The organism is Pseudochrobactrum sp. B5 (assembly GCF_001939785.1).
GTDB classification, from domain to species: domain Bacteria; phylum Pseudomonadota; class Alphaproteobacteria; order Rhizobiales; family Rhizobiaceae; genus Pseudochrobactrum; species Pseudochrobactrum saccharolyticum.
Map to the genome: position 1 here is coordinate 1 of NZ_MOYL01000009.1, position 11,853 is coordinate 11,853.

Annotated in this window: 15 protein-coding genes; 4 read left to right on the forward strand and 11 right to left on the reverse strand. The window is 56.7% G+C overall.

What is annotated here, in order from left to right; genetic code table 11:
- Window positions 1-440: 440 nt before the first annotated feature.
- The 7 genes from BKD14_RS18020 to BKD14_RS18050 form a co-directional block, all read right to left on the reverse strand.
- Window positions 441-764 (reverse strand): TrfB-related DNA-binding protein, encoded by a 324-nt coding sequence (locus BKD14_RS18020; protein WP_012196442.1) that lies wholly within the window; start codon window positions 762-764, stop codon window positions 441-443.
- Between the two features lie 51 nt (window positions 765-815).
- A complete protein-coding gene (locus BKD14_RS18025) occupies window positions 816-1,169 on the reverse strand; it encodes a single-stranded DNA-binding protein (protein ID WP_012196443.1) in 354 nt (117 codons plus the stop codon).
- 198 nt (window positions 1,170-1,367) lie between these two features.
- Window positions 1,368-2,144 (reverse strand): DUF3560 domain-containing protein, encoded by a 777-nt coding sequence (locus BKD14_RS18030; RefSeq protein ID WP_012196444.1) that lies wholly within the window; start codon window positions 2,142-2,144, stop codon window positions 1,368-1,370.
- Window positions 2,145-2,211: 67 nt separating this feature from the next.
- On the reverse strand, window positions 2,212-2,376 hold the full coding sequence (locus BKD14_RS19415) for a hypothetical protein (protein ID WP_012196445.1): 165 nt from the start codon (window positions 2,374-2,376) through the stop codon (window positions 2,212-2,214).
- A 72-nt stretch (window positions 2,377-2,448) separates the two neighbouring features.
- The gene (locus tag BKD14_RS18035) at window positions 2,449-2,649 is read right to left on the reverse strand and encodes a hypothetical protein (protein ID WP_012443528.1); all 201 of its coding nucleotides are present in this window, start codon (window positions 2,647-2,649) and stop codon (window positions 2,449-2,451) included.
- Between the two features lie 135 nt (window positions 2,650-2,784).
- Window positions 2,785-3,678 carry a zincin-like metallopeptidase domain-containing protein gene (locus tag BKD14_RS18040; RefSeq protein WP_075657546.1) on the reverse strand — a complete coding sequence of 298 codons (894 nt, stop codon included), beginning with the start codon at window positions 3,676-3,678 and terminating at the stop codon, window positions 2,785-2,787.
- A 931-nt stretch (window positions 3,679-4,609) separates the two neighbouring features.
- Complete coding sequence (locus BKD14_RS18050; protein WP_210215535.1) at window positions 4,610-4,864, reverse strand: transposase; 255 nt, start codon at window positions 4,862-4,864, stop codon at window positions 4,610-4,612.
- A 159-nt stretch (window positions 4,865-5,023) separates the two neighbouring features.
- Here BKD14_RS18050 and BKD14_RS18055 point away from each other — a divergent pair, with 159 nt between their 5' ends.
- The 4 genes from BKD14_RS18055 to BKD14_RS18070 all read left to right on the forward strand — a co-directional run bounded on the left by BKD14_RS18055 (window position 5,024) and on the right by BKD14_RS18070 (window position 9,196).
- Window positions 5,024-5,311: a DNA-binding protein gene (locus tag BKD14_RS18055; protein WP_075657548.1), complete on the forward strand. Its 288-nt coding sequence runs from the start codon at window positions 5,024-5,026 to the stop codon at window positions 5,309-5,311.
- 4 nt (window positions 5,312-5,315) lie between these two features.
- Entirely contained in the window at window positions 5,316-7,220 is a 1,905-nt protein-coding gene (locus tag BKD14_RS18060) for a Dam family site-specific DNA-(adenine-N6)-methyltransferase (RefSeq protein ID WP_075657549.1), read from the forward strand.
- 9 nt (window positions 7,221-7,229) lie between these two features.
- On the forward strand, window positions 7,230-7,415 hold the full coding sequence (locus BKD14_RS18065; RefSeq protein ID WP_046741656.1) for a hypothetical protein: 186 nt from the start codon (window positions 7,230-7,232) through the stop codon (window positions 7,413-7,415).
- A gap of 116 nt (window positions 7,416-7,531) precedes the next feature.
- Window positions 7,532-9,196, forward strand: a complete 1,665-nt coding sequence (locus BKD14_RS18070) for an AlwI family type II restriction endonuclease (protein WP_210215536.1) — start codon at window positions 7,532-7,534, stop codon at window positions 9,194-9,196.
- Window positions 9,197-9,382: 186 nt separating this feature from the next.
- Here BKD14_RS18070 and BKD14_RS18075 read toward each other — a convergent pair whose 3' ends face one another.
- The 4 genes from BKD14_RS18075 to BKD14_RS18090 form a co-directional block, all read right to left on the reverse strand.
- Window positions 9,383-9,985, reverse strand: coding sequence for a hypothetical protein (locus BKD14_RS18075; RefSeq protein WP_075657551.1), 603 nt, complete (start codon window positions 9,983-9,985; stop codon window positions 9,383-9,385).
- A 203-nt stretch (window positions 9,986-10,188) separates the two neighbouring features.
- Window positions 10,189-10,713 (reverse strand): thermonuclease family protein, encoded by a 525-nt coding sequence (locus BKD14_RS18080; RefSeq protein WP_012196451.1) that lies wholly within the window; start codon window positions 10,711-10,713, stop codon window positions 10,189-10,191.
- Window positions 10,710-11,342 (reverse strand): DNA-binding protein, encoded by a 633-nt coding sequence (locus BKD14_RS18085; RefSeq protein ID WP_075657552.1) that lies wholly within the window; start codon window positions 11,340-11,342, stop codon window positions 10,710-10,712. Before BKD14_RS18085 ends, BKD14_RS18080 begins: the two co-directional genes overlap by 4 nt.
- 95 nt (window positions 11,343-11,437) lie before the next feature.
- On the reverse strand, window positions 11,438-11,752 hold the full coding sequence (locus BKD14_RS18090; protein ID WP_075657553.1) for a hypothetical protein: 315 nt from the start codon (window positions 11,750-11,752) through the stop codon (window positions 11,438-11,440).
- Window positions 11,753-11,853: the final 101 nt, after the last annotated feature.

Sequence of the window (11,853 nt, forward strand, 5' to 3'; positions counted from 1 at the left end):
GCTCGTCATTCGTCGTTCGGTCGCGGTAAGCCCGATCTGCCCGCAGGGGAGGCGCGGGCAAGGGCGCCACCGGAAGCCGCACGCGGAGCGCAGCCAAAGGCGAGCACCGAACGGGTGAGGATGGCGGCGAAGCGTACCCTTGCCCGGACAAGCCGAGCCGTAGGGCAGCTTGAAGGGCGTGAGCGGCCGAATAGGGATGATGAGCCGGGGCAGGGTGCGAAGGGATGGCAAGCCCCGATAGGGGCGCGCAGGGACGCTACAGCGGCCCGGAGGCGTGAGTGATCGTTACCCGAATGGGCCGAAACCCCGAAGGGGGTTCGGTGGAGTTTGACCTAGCCAGAGCGCAGCGGCGGCCAGGTCAAACGGAATAGAGCACGGCCCGAAGCAAAGCGCAGGGACACGCCCTATGCCTAGCTCCGGCCTTGGGTGCTTGATGTGGATTATGCCGCGTCGGTCGATTGGTTCTTGCGGGCAACATCTGCCTTGGCGTCGGCTTCCATCTGCCGCACCTTTTCGGCCAAGTTTGGCGGCAACCAAACCTCGACCCGTTGCCATTCGCGCGGAATCTCGTTCGCAGCCGAGACTACGCTTTTCACCATCGAACTGACACGCTGCCGCGACAAGCCGCGTTCACGCGCAACATCGCTTTGACTCTTGCCCTCGACTAGAACCTCACGGGCAATGTCGATTGTTTCCTCGGTCAATCGGCCAAGTCGCGGCCTTAGATCATCAAACGCGGCGGCCGTCATTTTGTTTTCGTCCATCGGTTGCACCCTTAAAAAAGGGCGGGTGGCCAGCCCGCCCGGATTCTGTGATTAGCGGTCGCGTCTGGCGTAAGTGATGGGGTCGATGACGACATATTCGGCGTCCAGTTTCAGCCCGGAACGCTGCTCGCCGTCTTGCTCCCATGTTTCCATGCGCAGCTCGCCAGCGGTGCGCACACGCATACCCTTTTTCAAGTGTTCATGGGTAACACGCGCACGGCCGCCCCAAAGCGAACCATTTAGCCAAAAACCGCCTTTATCGGTAAAGCCGCCGCTTCCGTCTGGCACGCGCCGTTCGATGTAAATGGAAAAATCCAACACCTCGCGTTCTTTGCCGCCCACGTTCACGGTGCGCAGCTCGGATACGTTGCCCAGGTTGCCTTCGGCTTCAAAACGATTGCTCATGATATGACTCCTGCATTGTCGGTAAGTGGAACCGGCATGGCGGTTGCCGCCGCCTAGCCGGTATGGGTCGGGCGACCCACGAAAAAATTATCAGGGAATGCGGGCGGTTTGTCAATAGGTGTCAATACTTATTTTATTTGCGCGCATCCTGTGGGCAAGCGATGCGGGCGGCCTCTGCTGCCCGCATCGCCGCGTTTTTTACGCGGTGGCGTCCAGTGTGGCGCGAACCTGTTTCGCCGCAAAAATTCCGGCGTTGGTGAGCTGACGCACCCAAGCATTACGCGAGGGCGACCATTTGAAGGCGTGACGTTTCAAAAGCTGCCGCGTCTCCGCATCGGGCTTGCCGGTGAAAATGAACATGACGCGGTTTTCTGTCGTGTCCTCGCGGTAGGTGTAGCCGTTGCCTTCGTGCTCTACGTCCGGGCGTTCGCGCATGGCTTCCAGCTCTTTAATGCGCTTCTCGATGCGGCGGGCGTTCGCGTTGTTGTTGCTCAAGGCGTAAGCCGGAAAGCCGACGCGGCCGCAAAAATCGGGGGTAAAAAGCGCCTCGATCTCGTCGGGGGTAAATCCAAGTTCAGCCAAACCGGGGCGGTCATTCTTGCGAATGAGACGATTTGCGGCTTTCATCCGGTCTTGCGCTTCGCGCACGCTCGCCAGCTCGGCGCGTAGCTTCTCGATTGCGTCGGGGTCGTCGCTCGATATGCCGCCGGTTCCCACTGCGGCGGCCTTGGCCGCGTAGTGCTTGGCCTTGTCTTGCAGGGCAAAGGATTTGCCGAAGGTGTCATGAATCCGGGCGCGATAGCGCCGGTCGCGGCCTTCCGAGTGATGGCCGATTAGGATGGGCTGGCCGAAGGGGATAGCCTCGGCCATTGTGCGAGCCTTGCTATAGGTCGCGTCGGCCTCTTGGCTGGCTTGGTCGGCGCGGGCCTCGTAACGGGCGCGGCGGGCTTGTTGCTTCTGTTCGTAGCTGTTCACGATTTCGACTCCTGCTGTTGTCTGGAATGGCCCGGAGCGGTTGCCGCCGGTTCCGGGCCTTGGTTGGTTAGATCAGGCCAATAAGCGAAAGCCAGGAATCGGGGTGATCTGGCTCGACGGTTTCGCCGTCTGGCGTTTCGCAAACGCTGTCAAAAACAAAGTTCTCAATTTCGGCCATGTCGGGCACTTCGTACTCGTTGCCTTTCCAAATGATCGTTTTGGGTAGCTGCATTGCTCTTGCTCCTGCGTTGGTGGTGGTGGCCCGGAGCGGTTGCCGCCGCTGTATCCGGGCCGGGGTGGGTGACTAATCGACCAGCTCGGCCGCATTCTCGATGAGGGCGGCGCGGCGGGTCAGTTCTGCGGCCTTCTCGCGCAGCTCGGCGGCGCTTTCCTTCATGCTCTTGCGGGCCGAACGGCCCGGATTGAGCCGAACATCAAGCGTGCCGCTTTCGTGGCTGATGCAGGCATAGGCTGCCTGTGCGCCTACGATGACTCGGACTTGCATATTTCCTCCGTCGTTTAATGATGCAACCATGATGCAATTATGATGCAAAACCGGGGTTTTGTCAATAGCTGTCAACACTTTATTTTGTAACTGATGGCACAAAAAAAATCCCCCGCCGGAGCGGGGGAGGGCAGGTTATGCGGCTTCTTTCCTTTGGAAGTTGGCCGCGTTCTCTTGCAGGAGGTCGGCGGCTTTCTGTGCCTCGGTGGCGGCTTTGAAAATCAGCCGCTTGTCGTCCTTCAAAGCGCGCAGCCAGCTTTGAACATATGCGGCGGATTGGTCAAAATCGGGTATCAAGCCAAGGCTTGCGCAAAGCATGCAATTTCCGATTTCTGCAATTAGTTCCTCGAAAGCGTAGCTCTTGCGGTCGCTGAATCGGCTAAAACGATCAAGGCGCGATTTGTGGCCTGTCCAGTGGGTCGCCTCATGGGCCAGCGTGGCGTAATAGCCTGCGGCGCTGTGAAAGGTCGCAATCGGCGGCATGTGGATATAGTCGCCGGTCGGGTTGTAGTAGGCGCGGGGTTCGCTGCTGGTGCGAATGTCTGCGCCGGTCGCGGCAAAAAAGGCGTCAAGCTCGGGATCGGCGGCGATGCCAAGATCGCGGGCGGCTTCTGCCGGTGCGGCGTGGTACTGCTCGGGCAAGCCGTCGATCTGGTCGGCGTTGAAAACGGTGTAACCCTTCAAATAGGGAATTTTCTTTTCTTCGCCGGTTTGCTCGTCCTCGCGCTCGATGGTGCCGAATTTAACAACGGTTGAGCCTTTCTCGCCTTTGCGTACCTGCCCCCCAAGTTCTTTAGCTTGGCGATAGGTGAACCAATAGGCGCTGCGGTAGCCTTTTTCGGCGGCGGTAAGCCAAAGCATCACAACATTGATGCCCCGGTAGGCTTCGCCATTGGAGCGCAGCGGCATTTGCATTGTGGCGGCTTCACCAGTCCACGGCTTGCGCCATGCCGGGGTGCCTGCCTCAATGCTGGCAATGATGCGGTCGGTAACGTGTTGGTAAAGGTCAAACTTGGTTTTTGCGTTCATTGTTTCGACTCCTGCGAGAGTTCCAAAACCCGGAGCGGTTGCCGCCGCTTTGTTCCGGGTCACCTGCGTTGCACCAGTGATGCAACCATGATGCTATTATGATGCAAAACAGGGCGGTTGTCAATAGGTGTCAATACTTTTTTCACTGCTTAACCCTTGCTTTCCGGCGCTTTTCCGGGCCTGCTTTGATTTCCGAGCGAGGGAAGCGGGCGGCGGCCGAAGGCCGACGAATAGGGCGCTTTAGCGCCCTTCATGGGTTTGATCTGCCGCCGATAGGCGGCGCATCTTCATGGCCCCGGAGCATGAAACCGGGTGCCTCGGGGTCTGCTCGTCATTCGTCGTTCGGTCGCGGTAAGCCCGATCTGCCCGCAGGGGAGGCGCGGGCAAGGGCGCCACCGGAAGCCGCACGCGGAGCGCAGCCGAAGGCGAGCACCGAACGGGTGAGGATGGCGGCGAAGCGTACCCTTGCCCGGACAAGCCGAGCCGTAGGGCAGCTTGAAGGGCGTGAGCGGCCGAAGGGCGGATGATGAGCCGGGGCAGGGTGCGAAGGGGCGGCAAGCCCCGATAGGGGCGCGCAGGGACGCTATAGCGGCCCGGAGGCGTGAGTGATCGTTACCCGAATGGGCCGAAACCCCGAAGGGGGTTCGGTGGAGTTTGACCTAGCCAGAGCGCAGCGGCGGCCAGGTCAAACGGAATAGAGCACGGCCCGAAGCAAAGCGCAGGGACACGCCCTAGATCTTCCTGCATTGCTCACGCAGCTTTGAAACCTGAATCGGCGCTGCTACGCCCACGTGTTCTGCCAACATAACGGCGGATGCTTCATCACGGGAAAGCACCGGAAACACGGCAACCTCATGGGCCAAAAGCCACATTGAACGGGTCATGCCATCAGTGAAACACACCGCGAAATGGCCCAGAATCATGGTCGGGCTTACGTCAGCAAGCGGAACGGGGCTGTCGATGCCCACGGCAAAATGCGCGGCGCTCGACGGATACTTCCGGTCTTTAGGCGGCGGGTCTTGATGAAGTAGTGCTTGGCCATGCTGCCGCAGCACGGGCAGATCGCGTCGTGATGGCCCGAACGGCTCTGCTTGAACATCTCGAAAGCCTGATCGTCGCTGAGCGAAAAAATCTTGCGCAGCGACAGGGTGCGAGCTTGGGCGGAGAGCAGGAAGTGTTGTGACATGATCGTTATTGCACATAAATATATGTGTCTATTGTGGTAAAAATCACCCCTCGCGTCAAGTGACTTTGCAAATTAATTTATTAATAAAAAACATTAATTTGTTTCTTGTTAGCATAAATAAGTGTGCTATACTCATTAAAACGTGTATCCTCTCGCGCCATGACCTACGATGAATTTCAACGCCAGATCGGCAAGGCCGGACTCACCATCCGTGAATTTGCCGACCTGGTAAAAATGCACCGCAACTCTGTGACCAACTACGCCAAGCTCGGCGAGGTTCCGTCACATTTGGCGGTGATTGCGGCATTGCTTGGCGCGATGGCGGATAAAAAGGTGGACTTCCGTTCCATTCTCGATGGCATCGAGATTGAACCGAAGAAGCCGCGTGGAGGCGCAGCCAAAGGACGATTTGGCGGCAGCAAGCAAACAGATTTGCCGATGGAGTAATGCCGTGTTAGCTCAAGAAGAACTATTCGTTCAGGGGGACTTGCAGGAATGCCGTCCCCTTCTGAAATGGGCCGGGGGCAAGACCCAGCTTCTGGGGGAAATCATTCCAAAGATGCCCAAGAAGTATGGTCGCTACATCGAACCGTTTTTTGGTGGCGGCGCACTGTTCTTTGCCGTGCGACCAGCCGGTGGAGTGATCGCCGACAGCAACCCGGAATTGGTCAATCTGTACCGATCCGTGGCCAGTGACGTTGACGGCGTGTTGGCACAGCTGCGCCAGTATCAGAATACCGAAGAGGTGTTTTATGCCGTCCGTGCCCAAGACTGGACGAAACTCTCAAGTGTTGAGGCCGCTGCCCGTACCGTTTTTCTGAACCGCACCTGCTTCAATGGGCTGTACCGGGTCAACAAGAAGGGGCAGTTCAATGTTCCGTTCGGACGGTACAAGAATCCGAAGGTGCTTGATGAGGATGCACTGAGAGCCGCCTCCCGCCTGTTGCAGGACACGACCATCATTTGCGGGGATTACAAGGACGTGCTGCGGGAGCAGGCGCAACCTGGCGACTTCATTTTCCTCGACCCTCCCTACCTACCCGTTTCGGAGTACGCCGATTTCAAACGCTACACCAAGGAGCAGTTTTACGAGGAAGATCATGTAGAACTCGCTGCCGAGGTTAAGCGTCTGCATGAGTTGGGCTGCCATGTCATCCTGACAAACTCGAACCACCCTTTGGTGCATGAACAATACAGCGCTTTCTCCATCGAAGTGATACAGACCAAGCGCTATATCTCCTGCAATGGCAAAGGGCGAACCGGCGAAGATGTCATCGTGACAGTGCCGCCGAAGCCACGTTTTGATATTCGCCTGGTTCCGGCACCGCTGTCTGAACAAACATTGCTATACCCGCCAACCCGTTATATGGGTTCGAAGAATAAGTTATTGTCAGAGATTTGGGCCGTGGCGTCTCAGTTCGAGTTCGAGACAGCGGTAGACCTGTTCTCCGGTTCCGGTATCGTGGGGTACATGCTGAAGTCGCATGGCAAGGCGGTTATTAGCAACGACTACATGGCCATGTCGTCTACCTTCGCCAAGGCGATGATCGAAAACAACAACATCACGCTAGGTCTGGATGAAGCATTGGCACTGCTTGAGCCTAGAAAGCCAGTAGATCACTTTGTCGAAACCAAATTCCAGGGGTTGTACTTCTCTGACGAAGACAATCGCCTGATTGACATTTTGCGTGCCAACATCAAGGCGATTAAAAACCCGTACAAACGGGCAATTGCCATGTCTTCGCTGGTTCGCGCCTGCTTGAAGAAGCGTCCGCGTGGCATCTTTACCTATGTTGGCCACCGCTATGATGACGGACGTAAAGACCTACTGATGTCGTTCCGAGACCAATTCTTGGAAGCGGTGAGCATGGTTAATGCTGCGGTCTTCGATAATGGCAAGCAGAACAAGGCCAGAAACGGCGATGCTATGACCTTGCAGCGACAGGAATCCGGGCTGGTTTATATTGACCCGCCTTACTATTCCCCGCTATCAGACAACGAATACGTGCGTCGCTATCACTTTGTCGAAGGCTTGGCGCGTGATTGGCAAGGTGTCGAGATTCAGGAGCACACTGTCACCAAGAAATTCAAGTCCTACCCGACGCCGTTCTCTTCTCGCAAGGGAGCTGCCGAGGCGTTTGATCTGCTGTTCAAGCGCTTCAGGGATAGCGTGCTTGTCGTGTCCTACTCGTCAAATAGCCAGCCAACTCTGGACGAGATGGTGGCCATCATGGCGAAGCACAAGCGCCATGTTGAGGTGGTGCCAGTGGACTACCGCTATTCTTTCGGCAATCAGGGACACAAGGTTGGCGACAACAATAATGCGGTACAGGAATACTTGTTCGTAGGTTACTGAGATTGCCCCATGCTAAATAGTCAAGATCAAGAGAATTTGCTGAAATCCAGCCATGCCGCTAGTTTTCTGGTGCAAGATCTAAACGCCTTGGCCAAGGCCGACAATCCGCTGTTGGCCGAGCTGGCTATTGAGTTATTGCAGCAGGCATCCCAGCTTGAGCAACGACTGAAACGGCTTGAAACCCTCACGCGATAAGCTCAAAGGCATTATTATGACCACGTTCTATTGAGAGAAATGATCGTATGAAGCCGTGGCATCTGGGTAATACCACAGTTCGCAGCCCTTTCCGGTTACGGGAAGGGCTTGTTGCATTGTCTACCTCTTCGCTCCAAGGTAATTTGCGGGGTTCCGCGCAGGATATTGCATTTCGCAATTTGCTGGGTGAGCACGGCATTGTTGCCCTTGGTAGCGACAATACCAATAGTGTCGGGCGGAAATGGCGCTCAGCACTCACTAAGCTAGGATTCTTATTTCCCCAGATACCAGCAGCGAGTGGCATACCACAGAATGATATAGGTCCGGTTGATACGATCACACCGAATGGCTGGCGTCTCATTAGAGCCGAAAGTGTTCCTGCCATGCAGGAGTGCTTTTTGCGAGCACTCGCAGCGCATTATCTTCCGTCAGTCTTGGAGAATGAGTTTGAATGCACGGCCTTCTCGCCGTTGCGGCATGTCCTCTCTGTAATGCTTGAGCTTGAACGCAAAACAGGCGAAAGCCGACTGAACTTCATCGAGATGGCTACGGTGGTGCAAGTCACAAGCCCTGATGATGATCTGACTGTAATTGCGGAGAAAGTATTAGCGCTGCGGGAAAGAAGGGCCTCTTCGACACTCAACAAGAAAAAGTTTGATCGTGAGGAGCTTGAAGCCACCGCACGGAGCATTCTCAAGCCGGATGGGGAGCCTTACAAGGTACAGACATTTAATGACTATGCAGACGCAAATTTTCGTTATCTAAAGGCAACGGGGCTTGTGCAAAGCAAGGGGCGTGGCCTCTCGCTAGTGCCGGAGAAGCATCTGTTCATAGAACGGCTAACTGCCGAAACCGGTGTGCCAGAGTCTGATCGGGCTTACTTCATCACGCTGTGTAACGGTGCTGCCTTGCCAACAGACAACCAGGATTCGGCACTGGCCGTACTGGCTGATCTGTTGCAGCAACTTAGACGCCGTGGCATTCCTTTCGATGTTGGTGGCAAACCGACCGATACTCCGGCTGATATTGAGATTATCCGGCACCAGATCGAGGCGCTTCTGGCTGAGGCGAACGAAGAAGCCTACGCAGCCCAGCAAGCAGCAGTGTGGGAAGAGATCGCTGCTTACATGGAACTGATCATCACACGCCGCAACAGGAAGACCCTTTCTAATGGCGAAGAGATTGAAGTACCACAGGCCGAGGCTCCAGCATATTTCGAGTGGGTACTGTGGCGAGCCTTCCTGGCTATCAACAGCTTGGCCAACAAACCCTATGAAGCTCGCCGCTTCAAGATCGATCAGGATTTCTTGCCGGTAGGTACTGCTCCAGGCAATGGCCCGGATCTGATCTTCGAGTTCGATGATTTTGTGCTGGTGGTGGAAGTCACGTTGACGGCCAACTCGCGCCAGGAAGCGGCAGAAGGAGAGCCGGTAAGACGCCATGTGGCGGATCTCGTGGCGTTCTACCAAGAGCAATCCGGTAAACCAGTCTACGGCTTGTTCATCGCCAATAGAATCGACTCCAACACCGCTGAAACCTTCCGTATTGGTATCTGGTACACCAATACCGATGAGAAAATGCGGCTGGATATCATCCCGATTACCTTGGCGCAGTTCAAAGACGTGTTTGAAGCGCTGTTTGCTTCGGGGCAAGTGGATGTTGCGCTCATTCGAGAGCTACTTGAACAATGCGGCAGCCTGCGACCAACACATGAAGCTCCCGCCTGGAAGCGAGAAATTGCCGACGTTGTACAACGAACAGTAGACCAGCTTTTGCAGTAAGATTTGAAGCTGTCATAAAGGCGTCAGGATGGTTCGGCACGGGCAGCCGCCAAACAACCTCATTCCAAGCATTCGGCACGATTTGAGGCAATTCGAGGGGCAACCCGCTCGACTGCGCAAGCTCTTTATCAAGCCGCCGAATTTCCAGCCAAGCGCGACACCGCCGCCGTAGCAACATCAGCATCGTTAGCGCCCATGCTCTCGGCCTGCGCCGGTTTTTTCCATCTGCCGCTGTCGTTGATGTTGCGCGGCCTGTGGGTTGCGGACGATTCCGGCGCGACCATGCGGATAGGCAATCTCCGCATGATCGTTCATCTTCACTTTCTCCGCGCCCGAAACAGCGGCGCGTTCATGCAGAATGATCGTGCCTGGGCGGCTATCGTCGGCCTGAATGACATAGCTATTGGTGCGACCGATCACACGGCCCCGGTAAGTTTCGCCCGGTTCTGCGTGGCGGTGAAATTCATCTGCGCGGGCTTTCTCCCTGCCTACTGCCTCGCGCACCTGTTGCGCCTCGATGATGGCCCTTTCTACGTCGCGCTCAAGCCGGTTGGCGTTGGTGCTCTTAGTGGCGTCTGGCGTGGTTTCTAGCTCTTTTCGGGTCTCTTGTAGTCCGCTCTTGTAGTTCTCAAGCAAGGGTTCATTGCCTTTGGCTTCTTTCGGAATTTCGGCCAATTGGCGGCCTGCCTCGAAAGCCAGCAGGCGCATGGTTTCCGCTTCATTCTGGCGCGACTGCTCTTGCAGCTTCCGGCGTTCGTCTTTCTCCTGCTCGCGGCGCGTGTCGGTCATGGTCTTTCCTCCATCGTGTCAAGTTCGCTTCGCGTGCCATAGTGCTCGCGCCGTTCAACGGCGTTGCCGTCCTCCACTACGTTGCGGCCCTTCGGGTGACTCGGCGCTGTGCGCTATGGCGATCTGGAAGTGTCGGGACGAGGGGCGTCCCGGCGGTAAATTCGACGTGCCTGCGGCGCGTCGAACAAGGGGCGTGCCCGGTGTCAGTTCGTGGCATTTTTCGAGGCGCGACGCCATTTCCAAGGCTCCTGAGCATTCGGGTCTGACCAAAGGCCGAGCCGTTGACGGCGGGCCTCTTTTTCATACTCGTACATCTGCGCGTCGGTAGGTTTGCCGTAATAACGGTAAGCCCAGGCCATGCCTTCTTGAACCATGATCGCATTGATGTTGGTGAGTTGTGTTTGGCCGCCGGGGTATTGCAACGGCGCGTAAACGACCCCAAGAGTGCGGCCATACCGATCAACCTCTTTTTCGGTCACTTGAACCTCTTGGCGAAAGGTCAAGTCGGCGAGCCGTTGGCGAGCACGGGAGCCGAAGGCTTGGCCGCTTTCCGGTGCGTCAATATCGGCCAATCTCACGCGGATGGTCTGACGGTTCACCAAAACGTCGATAGTGTCACCGTCAAGGATTCGGACGACTTCACCCCGGAAGTCGGCCCAAGCGGGCACACTGACGATTAGGACGACAGCGGCCGCTACCGCGCGAAGGGCGGCAAGGGCGCTTTTCATTGTTTGCCTCCTGTTTTCAAGACGGCTGTGAGATTGGCGACCTGCTCTTTGAGGGCTTCCACCTGACCTTGCAGACTGGCGGCGCGCTCGATGGCCTCCTTGGCCTGTTTGCGGGCCTCGATAGCCTCGTTATCGCGTTGGGTGAGCTTTTCCATGCAGCGGTTTAGTTCTTCGCCGCTGCGGCGTTTCACTTCGGCAAGCTGGTCGGCCAGCTTGTCGCGCTCGCGTTCCATAGGTTCGAGCTGATTCACTCGTTCGCGGAGCTGGTCGTTTTCGCGGGTGAAGGTGTCGGCTAGTTCGATTGCTTCGGCAAGCTGCTGCTGCATCGCTTCCTTGTCGGCCTCGATGTGCTTTCTATCTTCGTCGAACCGGGCGTTCGCGTGTGCCAGGGCGATAGCCCATAGCGCGTTACCGGTTTCGGCCAATTGCTCGGAGAATGCGGCGGGCAATGGTTCTTGTGCGGGTAGGGTGCTGGCCTGTTTCCGGTTTTTCCATTCGGCCATAGCCTCCGAAATAGTCGTGTAGCTCCCGCTTCCGAGTTTTTTGCGCACGGCGGCAAGCGTTGGCCGGATACCTTCGGCGTCTAGCTCGTCCGCGCATCGCCAAATGTCTTGTTTGGTAAGTGCCATATCAACCTCGCTTGCTGCCTGTAATGTTGTATGTTGTATTGTACTACATACAACTACAAATACAATTCCGCGCTACCGCTTTGCGCGGTACTCGATCAGACGGAAACAGTATCGGAAAGGCGTTTGACGGCCTGCACAAAGTCCAGGCGGAAAAGATGCATGGCTAAGTCGATAGCACCGCCGCCGCCTTTGTCCATTCTGGTGTCGTACCACTTCGGGCCGGTGGCCAGCAGCTCGATCACGCCGCCGTCAATGGAAACGTACAGCCGGACGGTTCGGGCGTTCTTCACCGGCACAAAGTCCGGGTCACGTTTCCAGTAGATGCCCAGGCTATCCAAGGTTTCCTGCGGCGTCATGGCACGCAGCTTGTCCAGCAGGTCAGGGGAAAAGGATCTGCGGCTTCTGCTCATGCCAACACTCCGCGCCGTTCCGGCGCTGCGCGGCCCGTGGACAACGCTTCGCGTTGACACACCGGCCTTGCGGCTACTCGTGATTTTTTAATCACTTGGGC